Origin of the sequence: Streptomyces odontomachicola (genome assembly GCF_039605595.1) — a bacterium.
Classification (GTDB): Bacteria; Actinomycetota; Actinomycetes; order Streptomycetales; family Streptomycetaceae; genus Streptomyces.
The window spans coordinates 58,598-77,148 of the sequence record NZ_JBCFOK010000023.1; the positions used below are offsets into that span (position 1 = coordinate 58,598).

The window sequence follows — 18,551 nt, forward strand, 5'->3', positions numbered from 1 at the left end:
GGCCTTCGTACGGGGTTCGGGCGGGGGCCGTGCGGGCTTCGCGTGGGCTTCGTGCTGGGTCCGCGTGGGCTTCGCGCCGACTCCGCGGGTGTGCGCCGAGGCGCCTCGGACCTGCGCCTTCGCGGCCGTACGGGGCGGTGTCCGAGGGCACCGTTAGGCTGGGCCGGGACCAGGACGTGAGGAATGAGGAGAGGCGGCCGGTGATGGACAGCAGCGCACCGCGACGGCGCATCGCCGCCGTGCTGGTGGGGCTGCTGGTGGTGGCGTGCGGGGTGCTGTTCCAGCAGTCCGGGACTGCGGCTTCCGCTTCGGCGTCCACGCCGGGTGCTGCTTCTGCGGCCGCACCCGCTTCTTCGTCTTCCGCCTCCGCGCCGGCGGCTTCGGCGCCTGCGGCTGCCTCGGCCTCCGCTTCCTCGCCTTCCGCGTCAGCGGACTCCGCGCCTGGCGCCCCCGCTTCCGCTGCCTCCGAGCGCGGGTCCAAGACCGCCGCCGCTTCCGTCGATTCGGGGTACGGAGACTCCGCGCACGCCCTGCGCGCCGCCGTCGCCGAGGGCGACCCCGACGGCATGCCGGGGTGCCACAAGCAGCAGGGCGGCACCAACGGCACCGTCCCGGCCACACCCAGCGCCTCCCAGCAGAACGTGCTGCCCGCGCTCACCGTGTGCCCCCTCCCCGAGTCACACCTCGCACACGCCGCGGCCCAGTCGAGACTGCCGGTGCCGGGGCCGTCCCCCATACCTCCGCCCTCGCCTGCGGAACTCTCCGTCCTGCGCGTGTAGATGCGCCGGACGGCACCCCACCCGTGCGCGCCGCGCGTGCCACGGGGGTGCCGCTCCGTCCGCCTCCACCCGTCATCAGGACAGGAGTCATTCCGCATGCGCACTGTCATGCGTTCCGGCGCGCGCAGCGCCGCCGCGGGCGCGGTGTCCTCGCTGCGGCTCGCCGCGCGGGCCGTCGTGGCCTGGCCGCTCTCGCGCTGGGCCCTCGCCGCCGGCGCCGCCGCCCTCACCGCGCTCGCCGTGGGACTGCCCACCGCCGTGGTGCCGAACCCGTTCTTCGGCCGCTCCGTGCCCACCCCGTGGTGGGCCTACCCGGTGCTCGCCGCCACCGCCGTCCTCGCCGGGCTGCTGCTCGCCACGTACATCCGTACGGGGCGGGGCGGCGGCTCCGAGGGGCCGGAGGAGCCGGCGGAGGACCGGCGGCCCGGGCGCTTCGGCGCCGTCGGCGGGCTGCTCGGCTTCTTCGCCGTGGGCTGCCCGGTGTGCAACAAGCTCGTGCTCCTCGCGCTCGGCACCTCGGGTGCCCTGACCGTGTGGCAGCCGTTGCAGCCGCTGCTCGCCGTGGTCTCCCTGGCGCTGCTCGCGGCGGCCACGGTGCGCAGGCTCGCGGGCGAGACGGCGTGCGGGGTGCCGGCGCGGGGCTGAGCGGCGCGATGCGCCCCTGCCCCCAGGGGCCCTGCCCCTTAGGGGTGGCCCCTGCCCCTAGGGGTTCGGCTCCCCTAGGGGTCAACTCCTCGTTCTCTTCCTTCAGTTACTCAGAGCAGCCCCGAGCTGCTCAGCGTTCTCATTCCAGGAGAATCCCATGAGCTCGACCAAGCCCACGAAGTCCTCAGCCAAGCCCTCAACCAAGTCCTCGGCCAAGCCCTCCGCCGACTCCTCACCCAAGTCCCGCAAGGGCCTGATCATCGGGGTCACGGTCGCCGTCGTCGCGCTGCTCGCCGGGTGGCTGTCGCAGTACATGGTGAACGGCGGCGGCAGCGGTTCCGGCGGCAAGGACACCTCGGCCACCGGCAACGAGAACGCCACCGTCGAGGGCGGCGACGAGGCCCCCGGCGACCCGGCCCTGATGAAGCTCGCGCGCCGGGACGCGAACGACCCCATGGCGCGGGGCAAGAAGGACGCCCCGGTCGTGATGATCGAGTACGCCGACTTCGGCTGCTCGTTCTGCGGGAAGTTCGCCCGGGACACCGAGCCCGCGCTGGAGAAGAAGTACATCGACAAGGGCCTGCTGCGCATCGAGTGGCGCAACTTCCCGGTCTTCGGCGAGGGCTCGAACCGCGCCGCGCTGGCCGGCTGGGCGGCCGGTGAGCAGGGCCGCTTCTGGCAGTTCTACAAGGCCGTGTACGCGGACGAGGGCAACGAGAAGAACTCCTTCACCGACGGCCACCTGCACGACATCGCCAAGCAGGCGGGCATCGAGGACCTGGACCGCTTCGACCGCGACCGGAAGAGCAAGGGCGCGCAGCGGCTCCTCGCCAAGGACCAGAACGAGGCGTACAGCCTGGGCGCCGCCGCCACCCCGGCGTTCCTGATCAACGGCCGCCCGATCGCGGGCGCCCAGCCCGACCAGGTCTTCACCGACACCATCGACGCCGCGCTCGCCGAGGCGAAGAAGAAGGACGGCGGCTCGGACAAGGGCGGCTCCGGTAAGGGCGGCGAGTGATGGACGTCGGTTACTTCGCGGCCTTCCTCGGCGGGCTGCTGGCGCTGCTCAGCCCGTGCAGTGCCCTGCTGCTGCCCGCCTTCTTCGCGTACTCGATCACCAACACGGGCAAGCTGCTCGCCCGCACCGGCGTCTTCTACCTCGGCCTCGCCACCACCCTCGTACCGCTGGGCGCGGCCGGATCCTTCGCCGGGCGGCTCTTCTACGGGCACCGTGACCTGCTGATCTCGGTCGGCGGCTGGCTGATCATCGCGCTCGGGCTCGTGCAGATCCTGGGCATGGGCTTCGCGCCGAAGAGCCTCCAGCAGGCGTCCGGGCGCATCCGCCCGACCAGCGGCCTCTCGGTGTACGCACTCGGCGCGGTCTACGGCCTGGCCGGTTTCTGCGCGGGTCCCATCCTGGGCAGCGTGCTCACGGTGGCGGCGGTGAGCGGCAACCCGGTGTACGGCGGGCTGCTGCTGGCGGTGTACGCGCTGGGCATGGCGGTCCCGCTGTTCCTGCTCGCGCTGCTGTGGGAACGCTTCGACCTGGGCAAACGCCGCTGGCTCCGCGGTCGGGGCTTCACCCTGGGCCGGCTGCGGCTGCACACCACCTCCCTCCTCTCCGGCCTCTTCTTCCTCGTACTCGGCGTGCTCTTCCTCGTCTTCGACGGGGCGGCCTCGCTGCCCGGACTCACCAATGTGGACGGCGCGTTCACCGCCGAGGAGTGGGCGAAGCGCGCCGGTTCCGCCGTCCCGGACGGCGCGCTGCTGGCGGCCCTGGTGGCGGTGGTCGCCGTGGTGCTGCTGGTCCGCTGGGTACGGCAGCGGCGGCAGAGCAGCGGCACACCGGCGGAGGACGAGCGCACACCGGCGGAGGACGAGGGCGTCCCAGCCGGAGAAAGCGGGGCAAATCAGACTTAGGGTGTGCTCCATGAGCGAGCCGCACCCGCACCCCGAGCCGGACCCGGAAGGGGAGTCCGGCGCCACCCGTGCGCCGGGCTCTTCCTCCGGGGCGCCCCGTACGTCCGCCCCCGAGGAGCCCCGGCCCTCAGAACACCCTGACGGGGAGAACCCTCACGGGGAGAACCCCGACGGGGAACACCCCCACGGGGCGCACGGACGGCTGCCCACCGGCGCCGAGAAGTGGCGCTCGTTCAAGAAGTCGCCGTACCTGCCCGCGCTGGTCCTGATGCTGATCCTCGGCGCGGCCGCGGGCCTGTTCGCCGGCTCCTACACGTACGCGATGGCCGACCCGACGCCGCACCACGTACCCGTCGCGGTGGTCGGCAAGGCGTCGAGCCAGAAGGAGTCGCGCACCTTCATCCAGGGCATGGAGAAGGCCCTCGGATCCTCGCTCAAGCTGCACCACTACTCCACCTACCAGCGCGCCGAGCAGGACATCGAGGAGCAGCGGGTCTTCGCCGTCCTGCGGGTGAAGGGAGACAGCCGGGTCGAAATGGATATCTCCAGCGCGTCCGGCGCCTCGGTCGCGCAGGTGCTCCAGCAGGCCGGTCCACAGGTGGGGAAGAAGGCCGGCGTGCAGGTCGCGGTGAAGGACCTGAAGCCGCTGAACACCGGCGACCCCCGCGGCCTCTCGGTGTTCTACATCTCACTCGCGGCCGTGATCATCGGCTTCGTCGGCGCGATCCAGCTCAGCGTGCACGCCCGCGCGCTGGCCCCGCTGGAGCGGATCGGCTTCACGATCGCGTACGCGCTGCTGGGCGGCTTCGTGATCGCGGCGGTCGTGGACTGGCTGCTCGGCGCTCTCCACCTGCCGTTCGTGCACTCGTGGATGATCCTCTCGCTGACCATGTTCACGTCGGGAATGGTCTTCACGATGTTCAACACCCTCTTCGGCAGGTGGGCCATGATCCCCACCTGGGGCCTGATGGTGCTGCTCGGCAACCCCTCGTCCGGCGGCGCCGTCTCCTGGCCGCTGCTCCCCTCCGTCCTGGGCACCATCGGCCGCTGGCTCCCGCCCGGCGCCTCCGTGAACGCCCAGCACACCGCCGTCTACTTCCCCGGACATCAGCACCTACAGCCATATCTGGTGCTCGCGGCCTGGGCGTTGGTGTCCTGCGCGGTCTTCTGGACCTGGCGGCACCGCCATCCGGGCGGACGTACGGCGGGCGCCCATGCGGCGGCCCCAAGCGGAAGCTGACCTGACCGTACGGTGGGTCGCGGGCGCTCCGGGTCATCCGGGGCGTTTTGCCTGGCAGGTGCGTGGACAAGCGCCCCGGACAGGAGTCAGGCAGACCGGCCGAACGGAGGGAAACGGTGCGCCGAGAATCCGGCAGGACCAGGGGGGAAGACGCACCCCGCACGCGGGACGGCCACGGCGGGGAACCCCCGCCGGGCACGACCGCCTTCATCCCGCACGCCTCACCCCCAGGGGAAACCCGTACGGGCCGCCGCGCGCTGCTCGCCGCCTCCGCTGCCGCCGGGCTCGGCCTGCTGAGCGCCTGCGGCACCGAACGCGCCGACGGCAGCGCCGGCGCGGAGCCGAAGAACCCCTCGGGGGGTTCCTCCCCCGGCGGCTCCGCCTCCCCGAGCCCGTCCCCGAGCCGTACGAAGAAGAAGCCCCAACTGCCGCGCGGCGGCCGCGCGTTGTTCCCGCACTACCGGCTGGTCGGCTACTGCGGTCTGCCCGGCGCCGAGGCCCTGGGCAAGCTCGGCACCGGCGACCTGGAGGAACGGGCCAAGGAGGTCGAGAAGAAGGCGCGCGAGTACGCGGGCAAGCGCGAGCCCATGCCGGTCTTCGAGCTCCTCTCCACGGTCACCAACTCGGCGCCAGGACCTGACGGCAAGTACCGCAGCCGCACCGCCGACGACACCGTCCGCCGCTTCCACGAACTGGCCCGCAAGCACGACGGGATGCTGCTCCTGAACATCCAGCCGGGCCGCGCGACGATGCTCGACGAGGTGAAGGCCCTCCACGACTGGCTGGTCCACCCCGACGTGGGCGTCGCCCTGGACCCCGAGTGGGACATGGGCCCCGGCGAGGTCCCGGGCAACACCTACGGGAGCACCAGCGGCTCCGAACTGAACGAGGTGTCCCGCTACCTCTCGAAGGTCGTCGAGGAGAACGACCTCCCGGAGAAGCCGTTCGTCTTCCACCAGGTCGCCGTCTCCGTGGTCCCCGACCAGGACAAGCTGCGCCCCACCCCGGGCGTCGCCATGATCAAGAGCGCCGACGGCATCGGCACCCCGGGCATGAAGCGGGGCACCTGGCGCCACCTGGTGAAGGACCTGCCCAAGGGCGTGCACACCGGCTTCAAGCTCTTCTACGACGAGGACACCGAGGGCGGCAGCCGCCTGATGGACCCCGACGAGGTCCTGAAGCTGAAGCCCGAGCCGGAGTACGTGATGTACGAGTAGGACCCCTAGGGGCAGGGCCCTGCCCCTAGGGCACGTCCCCCAGGGCGTGAAAAAGCACTTGGCCCGGCAGATCTCTCTGCCGGGCCAAGTGCTGCGGTGGCTGGGGCCGGGGTCGAACCGGCGACCTTCCGCTTTTCAGGCGGACGCTCGTACCAACTGAGCTACCCAGCCACGCGATCTCGCGATCGCAGCGGTCCTGACGGGATTTGAACCCGCGGCCTCCACCTTGACAGGGTGGCGAGCACTCCAAACTGCTCCACAGGACCAAGCGTTGTGCGGGACCTAGTCTCGCACAGGTTGTGCGTGCCCCCAACGGGATTCGAACCCGTGCTACCGCCTTGAAAGGGCGGCGTCCTGGGCCACTAGACGATGAGGGCTGATGGCCCACCTGGGCGCTTCCGTTTCGCTTCGTCAGCGCGTCGGGGACGTGAGAAGCATATGGGATACCGGGACCGTTCGCCAAAACGCTTTCCCCGTACCCCTTCGGAGCGCTCCCGCACCGGGCGCCCCCGGCTCCTCCGGCGCGCCCCGTACGGGATGGCTCAGGGCGTCGGACTCGGGCTGCCCGTAGGGGAGTTGGGTCCCGGCGGACCCGTAGGGGACGAGCCCGGGGAGGACCCTGACGGGGTCGGTGTCGGGGTCGGCGTGTGGCGTCCGGGCTTGGCCTCCGCCGGCAGGTGCCGGGCCACCTCGGCCGAGGACAGGCCGAGCCCGCCGAGCGTGATGTTGTCCCATGCCTGGAGGCGGTCGGTCTTCCGGTCCAGGTAGAGGACGGACGCCTGCACCTTCTGCGGCTGCTGCTTCTCCACGGCGCGCAGCCCGCCGCCGCCCGTGGTGCCCTCGATCATCAGCCGGGTGCCCCTGGGCAGCTTCTCGGTGCTGCGCTTGTGGGTGTGCCCTGCCAGCGCCAGCGGGACCAGCCCGTCGGTCTGCTTGGCGAGCACCGGGTTGTGGCCGACGGCGATGTCCACGGGGGTGCCGTTGGCCTTCTGGGCGCGCAGCGTGTCCGCCAGCTTCCTGCCGTCCCGCCGCTCCGCCGGATCGCCCTGCGGCACGACCGAGCGGTCCGGGGTGAACTGCGGGTCGCCCCAGCCGGCGAAGCGGAGCCCGGCCACGTTCACGGGGACGCCGCTGTCCAGCACATGGACCCTGCCGTTGCGTCCGCCGAGCTTCTTCACGGCGTCCTGGGTGGTGAGCGAGTCGTGGTTGCCCCGGACCCAGACGTAAGGGGCACCGAGCTTCGGGACCGGCTTCAGGAAGCCGTTCTCCGCCTCGGTGCCGTGGTCCATGGTGTCCCCCGAGTCGACGATCACGTCGATGTCGTACTGCCTGACCAGGGAGCGGATGATCCGCCAGGAGCCCGGGTTGAGGTGGATGTCGGAGACGTGCAGGACCCGGGTGGTGCCGGGGTTCGGCTGGTATGTGGGGAGCGTGGAGGTCGTCTCGTACAGCTTGGAGACGTTGCCCACGAGGCGGGCGAGTTCCTGCTGGTAGACGTCGAAGTCGCTGACGATGTTGCGGGCGCTGCCGACCAGCGAGGGCGCGCTGGCCAGCAGACCGGAGAACTTCGGCTCCAGCACCGAGTCCGGATTCCAGGTCGCGTACGCGGTGGCCCCGGACGCCGTGAGCAGCGCGAGCGCCAGGCCGCCGGCGGCGAGGGCGCGGCGCGGGCGGCGGTACACCGCGAGGCCCAGCGCGGTGGCCCCGGACACCACGGCGACGGCGGAGCGCAGCGCGAGCGAGGCCGTGCCGTCCTCCACGTCGGAGGTGATCTCGGACTGCAGGCCGCGGATGCGCTCGGGGTGGTCGACCAGGACGGCGGCGCGCTCCTGGTCGATCTGGTCCACGTCCACGTCGAGCCGGATCGGCGCGTGGTGGCTGCGCAGTTCGAGGGCGCCGAGCGGGGAGACGTTGACCTTGGTGCCGCCGGTGAAGGACGGCCGGAGCGTCATCGAGGTGTCCACGGGGCCGACCGGCGTGTGGACGCTGCCCACGATCAGCAGCCCGAGCCAGGCCCCGAGCAGGGTGACCGCGGCGAGCCCGGTGGCCCTCCAGTAGGGGTGCGGGGTGTGGGTCAGCGAGACCGTCGGGGGCGAGTGGTGCGAGCGGTAGCGGCGCAGCAGCGCGGCCGGTAACCGGCGCAGCCGGCGGACGGCGCCGGTGACCGCCGCTGCGGGGAGGGACCAGGCGGCGCGGAGCGGTTGGGGCGGTATGCGCGGCTTGCTCGCATCGCGGGCCATGAGGCCCCGTATGCCCTTACGGGTGGGGGTCTATGCGGGGAACGCCCCGGTGCGCCGGCACCCCCGGGAGGCCCCTGCCCTTAGGGGAACCCTGCCCCTAGGGGGCGCCCGGGCCCGTGCGGGGCGTGGGCCCGTACTGCGGTGGCGGGGCGCGGTGCACGACAATGGCCGGGTGCTGGAGATGACGCGCGAGGAGTTCGAGGAGCTGGTCGCCCAGGCACTCGACCGCATCCCGCCCGAACTGACCAGGCTCATGGACAACGTGGCGGTGTTCGTCGAGGACGAGCCGCCCGCCGACGACCCCGAACTGCTCGGTCTGTACGAGGGCACCCCGCTCACCGAGCGGGGCGAGTGGTACGCGGGCGTACTGCCCGACCGGATCACCGTCTACCGCGGCCCGACGCTGCGGATGGTCGCGGCGGAGGGCGGTGACCGCGAACTCGTCGTGCGCGAGGTCGAGGTGACCGTCGTGCACGAGATCGCCCACCACTTCGGCATCGACGACGCGCGGCTGCACGCGCTGGGATACGGGTGAGGGGCGCGTGAGCACGGCGGATCGCGGAACGAGGACGGGCGCCGGACGGGCCGGCCCCGAAGCGGAGGAGGCGGTCGACCCCGATGTCGATCTCCATGTGCTCGCGCACCGCGGCGAGCTGGCCGGGCCGCGCCGCACCGGAACCGTGCTCGCGGCCATCGCGGCGGGCGGCGCGCTGGGCGCCCTCGCGCGGTACGCCGTGACGCTGGCGCTCCCGGCCGACCCGCAGGGGTTCCCCTGGCCCACGTGGTCGGTGAACGTGGTGGGCTGCCTGCTCATCGGCGTCCTGATGGTGCTGGTCAGCGAGGGAGGCAGGGGCGCACACGCGCATCCGCTGGCGCGCCCCTTCCTGGGTGTCGGGGTGCTCGGGGGCTTCACGACCTTCTCCACGTACGCGGTGGAGGTGGCCCGGCTGCTGGACCAGGGTCCGGGGAACGTCGGGGTCACCGCGGCGTACCTGCTCGGCACCGTGCTCGCCGCGCTGCTCGCCGTATGGGCCGGAACCGCCTGCACGCGATGGGTGGTGCGTACGCGGTGACCTGGGCTTTCGTGATGCTGGGCGCGGCGTTCGGCGCGCCGCTGCGGTATCTGCTGGACCGCGCGGTGCAGGCGCGGCACGACTCCGTCTTCCCCTGGGGGACGTTCGTGGTGAACGCGGCGGGCTCGGTACTCCTGGGCGCGCTCACCGGCGCGGCGAACGCGGGCTCGCTGGGCACCGGCGGCATGTCGTTGCTGGGTACGGGCCTGTGCGGCGCCTTCACGACGTACTCGACGTTCTCCTACGAGACGCTGCGGCTGTACGAGCGCGGGGCGCGGTTCCTCGCGGCGGCCAATGTCGCGGCCTCGCTGCTGGTGGGGCTCGGCGGCGTGGTGCTCGGGCTGAGCGTCGCGCGTGACCTGTTGGGGTGAACGGGAGTTGGGCACGGCGTCTCCGCGCCCGTTCGTTCTGCTCGTTGCCGCCGGGCGCCAGGTCACGTGCCAGGAGGTCCCGCTGTGCCCCGCTCTCCCTTCCCAACTCCCCACGGCGCGCGGGCAGTTGCCCGCACCGCCGTCACCGCCCTGATACTCGCCGCCGCCACCGGATGCGTGACCGTGCACGGCAAGGGCCTGCCCGGTCAGGGGGCCCCGGGCGCCGGTCCCGGCACCGCGGCGCAGGACGGCGACGGCACCGGTTACGGGGGCGGCCCCTCGGTGGCGGAGCAGGGGGAGCGCCAGGCGGGCGGCCCCGGGGGCACGGGCCGGCAGGGGAAGGGCGCGGGAGCCCCTACCCGTACGGGCAACCCCTCCGGGCAGCGCGAGGGGCGGAACCCCGAGACGGGACTGCCCGCCGGTCCCGGACGGCCGGATCCGGGGTCCCGCAGCCCCAACAGGCCGACTCCGCCGCGTACTTCGCAGGGCCCTGCCCCTACGGGTGTCCCCGAGCGCCCGCCCTCGTCCCCGCGCCCGACCCCGACGCCCCCTACGGAACCTCCGTCGGGGTCCGGCGGGCCCTCGGGCGACCCCGGAGGGGAGTCCCCTCCCGAATCCCCAGGGGGCGGGGGCGGCTCGCCCTCCCCTGTGGACCGGTAGGGGCGGCGGTGTCCCGGCCCCGACCGGCCCCGGCCCGGAGGTGGCCCGGCGGCTCAGGGGCGCCCCGGAAGGGGCTCGTACGCCCCGTACGGGATCCCCTACGGAACCTCGTACGGAATCCCGTGCGGAATTCGGTGCCGGGGCGGGGAATGCCGAGCGGAGGGTGGATGTTGGGATGGGTGGTCCGGCAGTGCCGTGGCCGTGGGCGCCCATACCCTCCCTCATTTGCACGGGGGCGCCGACGCCGCGTATGCTGCTAGATCGTTTGATCCCATTTGCCCGGCGCCCTTCCCACGCGCCGTGTGGCGCGTTCCTGCTTAGCCGTGATGGAGACCGCATCGAGGCGGTCGTGTGTGCACTCACGGAGTCCGGGGCACGTGCCGATGACTCCGAGAGGTTTGCATTTCGCATGTCTGTTGCTGCACCTGACGCCGTCCTGCCCGAGGACACCGAGACCGTGACGTTCGCGGACCTCGGCCTCGCGAGCCCGGTCGTCCGCAAGCTCGCCGAGAACGGCGTGACCACCCCCTTCCCGATCCAGGCCGCGACCATCCCGGACGCGCTGGCGGGCAAGGACATCCTCGGCCGCGGCCGCACCGGCTCCGGCAAGACGCTCTCCTTCGGCCTGCCGCTGCTGACCCGCCTGAACAGCGGCGGCCGCACGCAGCGCAAGCGCCCGCGCGGCGTGATCCTCACGCCCACCCGCGAGCTCGCGATGCAGGTCTCCGACGCGCTCCAGCCCTACGGGGACGTGCTCGGCCTCAAGCTCAAGGTCGTCTGCGGCGGCACCTCGATGGGCAACCAGATCTCCGCGCTCGAGCGCGGCGTCGACATCCTGGTCGCCACCCCGGGCCGGCTCCGCGACCTGATCAACCGGAACGCCTGCTCGCTCGACGACGTCGAGGTGGCCATCCTCGACGAGGCAGACCAGATGGCCGACCTGGGCTTCCTGCCCGAGGTCACCGAGCTGCTCGACCTCGTACCCGAGGGCGGCCAGCGGATGCTCTTCTCCGCGACCATGGAGAAGGAGATCGACTCGCTGGTGAAGCGTTACCTCACGAACCCCGAGGTTCACGAGGTGGACGCCGCCCAGGGTGCCGTCACCACCATGACCCACCACGTCATGGTCGTGAAGCCGCGCGACAAGGCCCCGGTCACCGCGGCCATCGCGGCGCGCAAGGGCCGCACCATCATCTTCGTGCGCACCCAGCTCGGCGCCGACCGCGTCGCCGAGCAGCTCCGCGAGACCGGCGTGCGCGCCGACGCGCTGCACGGCGGCATGACCCAGGGCGCCCGTACGCGCACCCTCGCCGACTTCAAGGACGGCAAGGTCAACACGCTGGTCGCCACCGACGTCGCCGCGCGCGGCATCCACGTGGACGGCATCGACCTCGTACTGAACGTGGACCCGGCGGGCGATCACAAGGACTACCTGCACCGTTCCGGTCGTACGGCGCGTGCGGGCCAGTCCGGCACGGTCGTGTCGCTGGCGCTGCCGCACCAGCGGCGGCAGATCTTCCGGCTGATGGAGGACGCGGGCGTGGACGCCTCGCGGCACATCATCGGCCGCGGCGAGGTCTTTGACGAGGACGTGGCGCGGATCACCGGCGCCCGTTCGCTGACCGAGGTGCAGGCGCAGTCCGCCGGCGACACCGCCAAGCAGGCCGAGCGCGAGGCCAAGCAGCTCGCCCGGCAGCTTGAGCGCGCGCAGCGGCGCGCGACCGAACTCCGCGAGGAGAGCGAGCGGTTGACGGCGCGCGCGGCGCGCGAGCGGGGCGACGACCCCGAGCAGGCCGTCGCCGAGGCGCAGGCCGCGCTGACCGCCGAGGTCGAGGCCGAGGCCGCCGAGGAGGCACGCCGCGAGGCCCGCCAGGAGGAGAAGGAGCGCGAGCGCGAGCGCCGCGAGGCCAAGCGCGAGGAGCAGAAGGACCGCCGTGACCAGCGCGGTTCGTACGGCGGCCGGGATGGCGGCCGGGACGGTGGCCGTGGCGGGCGCGACGGCGACCGCGGTGGGCGCGGCGGCGACTTCCGCCGGGACAACCGCGGCGACCGCGACGGCGGCGGCCGGGGCGACCGCGGCGGCTTCCGCCGGGACGACAACCGCGGCGGGCGCGGCGACGACCGCCGCCCCTACAACCGCGACAACCGTGAAGGCCGGGACAACCGCCGCGACGACAACCGCGGCAACCGGAACGGCGGCGGCGGTTACCGCCGCGACGACCGCCCCTCCTACAACCGCGACGACCGCTCTTCCTCGTACAACCGCGACGACCGCCGTTCCTACGGGCGCCGTGACGAGCAGCACCACGACTCCCGTGGCGGGCACCGCGAGTACGGCGGCGGCCACCGCGGCGGCAACCGCTCCTTCGACCGCCGCGCGGACAAGCCGCGCTGGAAGCGGAACGGCTGACGCTCAGGGACCCCCTAGGGGATCCCTAGGGGGTTCCCTCCCCCTAGGGGCTCTTGGCCGCCGTCGGCTCCGGCCGTCGGCGGCCCTTCCGTAGCCGCCCGCTGAGGAGGCCCGGCGGGTCCGACTCCGGGCCCGACTCCACGCAAAGGCGAATGCCTTCGAGATGCGGAGAGCCGCCGGGCTATGCTGCGGGGGCGGGCCGTTAGCTCAATTGGCAGAGCAGTGGACTTTTAATCCATTGGTTGTGGGTTCGAGTCCCACACGGCCTACCGGACAGACGCTCTCTGTAGGGCTCTGAACTGCGACGACGGGCCCCGGCCACTCACCCTGGCCGGGGCCCGTCGCTGTCAGGGCGCCTTGTGCGGCCGGAGTTCGGCGCCCCGGTTGTTCAAGATTTCGCAGGCGAAGGCGTCGGGCGGCTGGTTCAGTCTGCGGCTGTGCTCGGTGAGCAGGACACCGGCCTCGTCCACGGAGCAGTCGAGGCATTCCGCGATGACGCCCTTGGCCTGCTCCAGCACGATGGCCCGCTGCAGGCCCGGCAGGGGAGACGCAGGCGCGGCGCCAGGAGCCGGCGCGGCCGGCGGATGCCGGCGGTCACCGCGCATGGCCCGTGCGAACAGGCGCATCGAGACCGCTCGCAGGCGCATCTCGACTCCCGCAGCCCGCCTCTGCATCGACCACGCTCGCATGAAGACGGCGCGGTCCACGGCCTGTTGACACGCGGTCCGGTCCGCCGCCCTGACCCGGTAAGTGGAGTCTGCCGACTCGGCAACAGGCTCCATGAGCATCCCTCCTCCGCAGCCGACCGAGCCGAAGACGAGCCGAAGACCGCAGGAGCGCCTGGACCTTCAGGTCGCGTCCGCCCCGCCCAGTCTGAGCGTCCTGCGCACCACCGCATCGGCGACCGCCTCGATGCGGGCGCCCTCGGCGAAGGCACGCGCCTTGAGCATCGCCAGCGCGTCGGCCACCTCGCAGCGCGCCTGTACCGCGACCATTCCGGCGGCCTGCTGCACCACGTACTGATGCTCGGCGCCCCCGTACAGCTCGGGTTCCGCCTCGGGGCCCAGGAGAACCATCCGGGTCAGCGTCTCGGCCACCAGCTCGGCGGTGCGCGGGCTCCCCTGCCGCAGACCGTCGAAGACCGTCAGCGCTCCCAGGCATTCGGCGCCCACGAGCAGCGGGACGGCCAGCACCTCTGCCACTCCGAGCCCGGCCACCTCGGGGCCGTAACCGGGCCAGCGCTCCGGGATGGCGCTCCCCGCAGCGCGCACCGGGCCCCGGTCCAGCGTCGCGTCCCGTCCCGGGCCCTCCTCCAGGAGGTATTCGACCTCCTGCGCCCGCTCGGCCCGTTCGTCGGACGCGGCGAAGGAGAGCTGACCGTGGTCGGCGCCGAGCACCGTGAGCACCGCGCTCCGGCTGCCGCACGCCTCGGCGACGCCCGTCATGAAGCGGGGCTCGGGGGCGTTGCCCCGCCACTGCGCGGCGCGGCGCGCGTACGCCTCCTGGAGCTGCGCCGAGGAGAGATGGCACTCCGCGTTCCTGCGCTGGAGGGCGGCCAGTTCGGCCTTGAGCCTCGCGACCCGCCCCGATTCCGATCCGGCGGCGAGCAGCTCGTAATGCCGGGCCCGGTCCTGCGCCGCCTCGGCACGCCGACGCGCCAGCGCCGCCCGACGCCATGCCTCAGCGGCCCGGTCCGGAGCGCCCCCACCCGGTTCCATACCGTCATCGTACGGACGCCGTCATGCCCCGTCGACGACTCCGCTCCTGCCCTCTTCCATCAGCAGCACGACGCCGCCGTTGTGCCCGTCGAAGGGGGAACACACCACGCTGCACGTGATGGAGCGGCCGATGCGGTTCACCGCCTCCACGTCGACGGGGCCCGTGCGGCAGCGGGAGTCCAGGCACTGCTGGACGACCGGGCGCAGCTTCTCGGTGGGCAGCCCGAAGTCCAGGGAGAAGAAGGAGGAGTCCATCACTTCGTCGGAGCGCAGGCCCCACAGGTCGGCGGCGCCGCGGTTCCAGCTCTTCACCCTGACCTCGGTGTCCAGGACGACCACCCCGGCGGCGATGCTGGTCACCACGCCCTCCAGGAAGGCGCGGGCCTCGTCCAGCTCCTCGGTCCTGGTGCGCATCTCTTCGTTCATGGTCTCCAGCTCCTCGTTCCCGGACTGGAGTTCCTCGTTGGTGGTCTCCAGCTCCTCGTTGGTGGACTGGAGTTCCTCGTTGGTGGTCTCCAGCTCCTCGATGCTGGACTGGAGTTCCTCGTTCGTCGTCTCCAGCTCCTCGTTGGTGGACTGGAGCTCCTCGTACGCGGTCTCCAGGTCCTCGCGGACCCGCTTGACCTCGGACTTGAGCTGGGTGGACACCGTCACGTCGGTGAAGGTGATGTGCGTGACCGCGGGGAGGCCGTTGCCGCCCATGAGCGGCTGGATGAGGATGTCGTAGAACTGCACCTCCTCGCCGACCCGCCGCTCGGCGCCGTTCACCCGCAGGGTCCGCCGTTCGTGCGTGGACTGCTCGATCAGCGAGCGGAGTTCGACGGGGCGGTAGGAGATCTCCAGGTCCTGGAACGGCCGCCCGATGTCGTTGTTGGTGAGCCCGAACTGATGGCGCGCCTGGCTGTTGATCAGCGCCACGCTGCCGTCGGCGTCCACCGCGACGGAGGGCGAGGGGAAGGAGTCGAGCAGCAGATCCCGCACCTGCCGGTTGCGTCCCGGCGTCTGGAACTCGCTCGGCCCGCTGATCCGCACCTTCAGCGGATGCTGGTGGTACGGGGGCCCCGACTCCCCGGGGCGGCGCCGGAACACCCGCTGGCGCATGCTGAGCACTTCGAACCTGTCGGCGTCGTTCAGCAGCATCTCGGCCTTGCCGAGGAAGAGGTACGCGCCCTCCCGCAGGGCGAAGTGGAAGCGGTCGACGATCTGCCGCTGGGCCTCCACGTTGAAGTACATCAGCGCATTGCGGCAGACCAGCAGGTCGAGCCGGGAGATGGGGGCGTCCCGCGTGATGTCGTGCCTGCCGAAGATCACACGGCGGCGCAGGTCGGAGCGGAAGACGAACTGCGCCCCGTCCTGCTCGAAGTACCTCTCCCGCAGCTCGGGCGAGAGCGCTTCCAGCGACTTGGCCGGGTAGAGCCCGGAGCGCGCGGCGCGCAGCGCCTCCTCGTCCACGTCCGTGCCGTAGATCTTCACCCGGCGCAGGCTCTCCTCGATGCCCAGGGCCTCGGCGAACATGATGGCCAGCGAGTACGCCTCCTCGCCGCTGGAGCAGCCGGCGCTCCACACCCGGACCTCCTCCTCGTCCCCGATCTCGCCGAGCAGCTCGGGGACGACCTCGCGCTGGAGGTACGTCCAGGCGTCGGGGTCGCGGAAGAAGGAGGTGACGTTGATCAGGATGGTGTTGAACAGCGCGCCGAACTCGTCGGCGTTCGCCTCCAGCCGGTCCCGGTAGTCCGTGTAGGTCGAGACGTCGATGGCGGCCATCCGCTTGCGGATGCGCCGGCCCAGCGATGAGCGCTTGTACCCCGTGAAGTCGAACCCCCGCGAATCCCGCAGGAAGACGAGCAGATCCTCCAACTCTTCGTCGGTTCCGGCCTGCTGCGCTTCGCTCATTACTGCCTCTTGGTCTCGACAAGTCCGCGGATCACCGAAGCGATCTCCTCCAGGGGTAGCACGAAGTCCACGGACCCGGTGCCCACGGCGGAGTCGGGCATGCCCCGGAACTCGGCCGTCTCCGGGTCCTGCACGATCACGGTGCCGCCGCGTGACTTGATCGCCTCCACGCCCATCGCGCCGTCCGAGCCCGTGCCGGTGAGCACGCAGCCGATCGCGCGCGCCCCGTACGCCCCCGCGACCGACTCGAAGAGCAGGTCGGCCGAGGGGCGCAGGAAGTGGACCAGTTCGCTGTCCGAGAGCGAGAGCGTGCCGTCGGCCCCCACCAGCAGGTGGCGGTCGGGCGGTGCGACGTACACGGCGCCGGGCTGTGCGACGTCCCCCTGCTCGGCGAGCTTCACCGGCAGCCGCGTACGGCGCGCGAGGATTTCCGCGATGACCGTCCGGTGCCTCGGATCGAGGTGCTGCACCACCAGCACGGGGACGCCGAATTCCGGTTCGAGGGAGCCCAGCAGCACGCTCAGGCCGTGGATTCCTCCTGCCGAGGACGCGACGGCCAGCACATCGAAGCGGTCTGCCGCCGGCTGGACTTCGGTCACGCCGCGAGCCTAGTGGACGGGCCAAGCAAGGGGACCGCGCGGACCGGCCGGACACGGCCGGGGGAGGGCACGCGCCACGGAGGGCGCCGCCGCTGCGTGCGGGCGCGCCCTCCGTGGGAAGCGTCGGTGTGTGACGGGAGCCGGCTTCCGGTCCGGTTGGTGTGGGGCGTTACGTGTCAGGGCCCGCGCTCTGTGGGTGCTGGCCCTCAGGGGTTGCGCAGCGTTTGAGTACGACGACGACCAGGTCGTCGTTGAGCGAGGGCGCCCAGCGGTTCACGTCGCGCTGGACGAAGGAGACCACGTCGCTCGGGGCCAGGGGCGGCTCGGCGTCCCAGTCCGCGGCGGGGCCGGGGCTGGGGCCGGAGCCCGAGCCGGTGCCGGTGTCCGTGCTGGTGAAGTGTGCCGCCAGCCGCTGCCGCAGCGGGTAGAACTCGCCGTCCCTGTCCCGCGCCTCGGTCACGCCGTCCGAGTACGCCACCAGCATCCGGCCCGCGGGGAGTTCGAACCTGCGCACCCGCTGCGGCCCCGTCGCCAGCTCCCCGAGCCCGAGCGGCAGCCCGTACTCCTCCTCCAGCGGCTCCAGCGGGGTGACCTCGTCGGGGCCGAGGCGGAAGAGCGGCGGGTGGCCGCGCGCCAGTACGCGGACGACCTCCTCGTCCTCGGGGAGCTCCATCAGGACGGCGGTGGCGAAGAGTTCCCCGGCGCTCTGCGGCGGCTCAGGGACGGCCGGCGCGCCCTGCGGGCGCCCCTGAGACCCCTTACGGGCTGCCCTGACAGGGTCCTCAGGGGGCGGCGCGGTGCTCGGCAGCATCCCGGCCTCGGCGTCCTCGCGGTCCAGCGCCAGCGCGGCCTCGATGCGGTCGGCCACCTCGGGCAGGTCGGTGCAGACCGTGGCCGCCTCGCGGAACGACGCCAGGATGGTGGCCACGGTGCCGGTGGCGCCGATTCCCTTGCCCCTGACATCGCCGATCAGCACCCGCAACCCGTACGGGCTGCGGCGGACGCCGTAGAGGTCGCCGCCGATCAGCGCCTCGTCGGTCGCCGCCTGGTAGCAGCCCGCCATCCGTACGGGGCCGATGTGCTCGGGGAGCGGGCGCAGCAGCGCGAGTTGGGCCGCCTGCGCCACCGCGCGCACCTGGCTGAGCTGCCGGGCCGCCCGTACACGCGCCACCGACAGCAGGGTGACCAGGACGGTGACGATGCAGACGGTGATCATCGCGCCGGAGAGGTGCTCGTTGTACTCCTTGGTCGCGCTGATGTCGAGGATCACCAGCATCAGGGCGCAGGCGAAGCCCGTGGCGAGGGTGCCGAGCGGCGGGTAGACCAGCGCGCCGAGCAGGACCGAGGCGCTCAGCAGGGAGCCGAAGAAGTACCGCGGCGGAACGGTCACCTCCAGGGCGACCGCGATCACGATGAACAGCGGCGGCAGCCAGCGCACCCAGGTCTGCGGCCACACGGCCGTGTTCTGCGCCCTGACCGCTCTGCCCGTTCCCACGCCCGGCGCTCTCCCTCGTGTCCCGGTGACGGCTCCCGGCTACCAGTGGAACGTCGCGGGCCCCGCCGCGCGGCATGGAGTGGCGCGATCGGGTTGCGCGGCAGGTCCCCAGCGGAACCCCTAGGGGGAGCCCCTCACCTAGGGGCCGGCGCCTCCGGGGCCCCGGGCCAGACCCGTAGGGGTGCCCCTCACCTAGGGGGCCGACCCCTCCGGGGGCCCGGGACCAGGCCCTTAGGGCCCGGCATCCCTTAGGGGGTGACCCTTCCCGTAAGGGAGAACCCGGTCCGGACG

General features: G+C 72.4%; 16 protein-coding genes and 4 tRNA genes. 11 read left to right on the top strand and 9 right to left on the bottom strand.

The genetic code is table 11. The annotated features are described in order from the left end of the window. Nucleotides 1–203 precede the first annotated feature (203 nt). From ABEE00_RS32180 to ABEE00_RS32205, 6 genes are all read left to right on the top strand, one after another. The gene (locus tag ABEE00_RS32180) at nt 204–779 is read left to right on the top strand and encodes a hypothetical protein (protein WP_345749303.1); all 576 of its coding nucleotides are present in this window, start codon (nt 204–206) and stop codon (nt 777–779) included. Between the two features lie 96 nt (nt 780–875). Then, on the top strand, nt 876–1,424 hold the full coding sequence (locus ABEE00_RS32185; RefSeq protein ID WP_345749304.1) for a hypothetical protein: 549 nt from the start codon (nt 876–878) through the stop codon (nt 1,422–1,424). A 157-nt stretch (nt 1,425–1,581) separates the two neighbouring features. Continuing rightward, nucleotides 1,582–2,442: a DsbA family protein gene (locus tag ABEE00_RS32190; RefSeq protein WP_345749305.1), complete on the top strand. Its 861-nt coding sequence runs from the start codon at nt 1,582–1,584 to the stop codon at nt 2,440–2,442. After that, complete coding sequence (locus ABEE00_RS32195; protein WP_345749306.1) at nt 2,442–3,344, top strand: cytochrome c biogenesis CcdA family protein; 903 nt, start codon at nt 2,442–2,444, stop codon at nt 3,342–3,344. The genes ABEE00_RS32190 and ABEE00_RS32195 overlap by 1 nt, the downstream gene beginning before the upstream one ends. A 10-nt stretch (nt 3,345–3,354) precedes the next feature. Then, entirely contained in the window at nt 3,355–4,584 is a 1,230-nt protein-coding gene (locus ABEE00_RS32200; RefSeq protein WP_345749307.1) for an ABC transporter permease, read from the top strand. A gap of 116 nt (nt 4,585–4,700) precedes the next feature. After that, nucleotides 4,701–5,801, top strand: a complete 1,101-nt coding sequence (locus tag ABEE00_RS32205) for a hypothetical protein (protein ID WP_345749308.1) — start codon at nt 4,701–4,703, stop codon at nt 5,799–5,801. A 97-nt stretch (nt 5,802–5,898) separates the two neighbouring features. Here the strand turns inward: ABEE00_RS32205 and ABEE00_RS32210 are convergent. The 4 genes from ABEE00_RS32210 to ABEE00_RS32225 all read right to left on the bottom strand — a co-directional run bounded on the left by ABEE00_RS32210 (nt 5,899) and on the right by ABEE00_RS32225 (nt 8,041). Continuing rightward, nucleotides 5,899–5,972, bottom strand: a tRNA-Phe gene (locus ABEE00_RS32210). Nucleotides 5,973–5,992: 20 nt separating this feature from the next. Then, nucleotides 5,993–6,067 (bottom strand) — tRNA-Asp (locus ABEE00_RS32215). Between the two features lie 38 nt (nt 6,068–6,105). Continuing rightward, a tRNA-Glu gene (locus tag ABEE00_RS32220) sits at nt 6,106–6,178 on the bottom strand. Between the two features lie 165 nt (nt 6,179–6,343). Next, nucleotides 6,344–8,041: a metallophosphoesterase family protein gene (locus tag ABEE00_RS32225; protein ID WP_345749309.1), complete on the bottom strand. Its 1,698-nt coding sequence runs from the start codon at nt 8,039–8,041 to the stop codon at nt 6,344–6,346. Nucleotides 8,042–8,213: 172 nt separating this feature from the next. Between ABEE00_RS32225 and ABEE00_RS32230 the strand changes: the two genes are divergently transcribed. From ABEE00_RS32230 to ABEE00_RS32250, 5 genes are all read left to right on the top strand, one after another. After that, a complete protein-coding gene (locus tag ABEE00_RS32230) occupies nt 8,214–8,576 on the top strand; it encodes a metallopeptidase family protein (protein WP_345749310.1) in 363 nt (120 codons plus the stop codon). A gap of 7 nt (nt 8,577–8,583) precedes the next feature. Next, nucleotides 8,584–9,114, top strand: coding sequence for a fluoride efflux transporter CrcB (gene crcB, locus ABEE00_RS32235; protein ID WP_345749311.1), 531 nt, complete (start codon nt 8,584–8,586; stop codon nt 9,112–9,114). Further along, on the top strand, nt 9,111–9,485 hold the full coding sequence (locus ABEE00_RS32240; RefSeq protein ID WP_345749312.1) for a fluoride efflux transporter FluC: 375 nt from the start codon (nt 9,111–9,113) through the stop codon (nt 9,483–9,485). The genes crcB and ABEE00_RS32240 overlap by 4 nt, the downstream gene beginning before the upstream one ends. Nucleotides 9,486–10,554: 1,069 nt before the next feature. Then, nucleotides 10,555–12,555 carry a DEAD/DEAH box helicase gene (locus tag ABEE00_RS32245; protein WP_345749313.1) on the top strand — a complete coding sequence of 667 codons (2,001 nt, stop codon included), beginning with the start codon at nt 10,555–10,557 and terminating at the stop codon, nt 12,553–12,555. 196 nt (nt 12,556–12,751) lie between these two features. Further along, nucleotides 12,752–12,824 (top strand) — tRNA-Lys (locus ABEE00_RS32250). A gap of 78 nt (nt 12,825–12,902) precedes the next feature. On the opposite strand, the gene ABEE00_RS32255 is transcribed toward ABEE00_RS32250, so the two are convergent. From ABEE00_RS32255 to ABEE00_RS32275, 5 genes are all read right to left on the bottom strand, one after another. Next, the gene (locus ABEE00_RS32255; RefSeq protein ID WP_345749314.1) at nt 12,903–13,202 is read right to left on the bottom strand and encodes an ANTAR domain-containing protein; all 300 of its coding nucleotides are present in this window, start codon (nt 13,200–13,202) and stop codon (nt 12,903–12,905) included. Between the two features lie 201 nt (nt 13,203–13,403). Beyond that, the gene (locus ABEE00_RS32260; RefSeq protein ID WP_345749315.1) at nt 13,404–14,273 is read right to left on the bottom strand and encodes a GAF domain-containing protein; all 870 of its coding nucleotides are present in this window, start codon (nt 14,271–14,273) and stop codon (nt 13,404–13,406) included. Between the two features lie 21 nt (nt 14,274–14,294). Then, nucleotides 14,295–16,166, bottom strand: a complete 1,872-nt coding sequence (locus tag ABEE00_RS32265; protein WP_345749316.1) for a CheR family methyltransferase — start codon at nt 16,164–16,166, stop codon at nt 14,295–14,297. Then, a complete protein-coding gene (locus ABEE00_RS32270; protein ID WP_345749317.1) occupies nt 16,166–16,765 on the bottom strand; it encodes a chemotaxis protein CheB in 600 nt (199 codons plus the stop codon). Before ABEE00_RS32270 ends, ABEE00_RS32265 begins: the two co-directional genes overlap by 1 nt. Nucleotides 16,766–16,934: 169 nt before the next feature. Further along, nucleotides 16,935–18,260, bottom strand: coding sequence for a PP2C family protein-serine/threonine phosphatase (locus ABEE00_RS32275; RefSeq protein WP_345749318.1), 1,326 nt, complete (start codon nt 18,258–18,260; stop codon nt 16,935–16,937). Between the last annotated feature and the right edge of the window lie 291 nt (nt 18,261–18,551).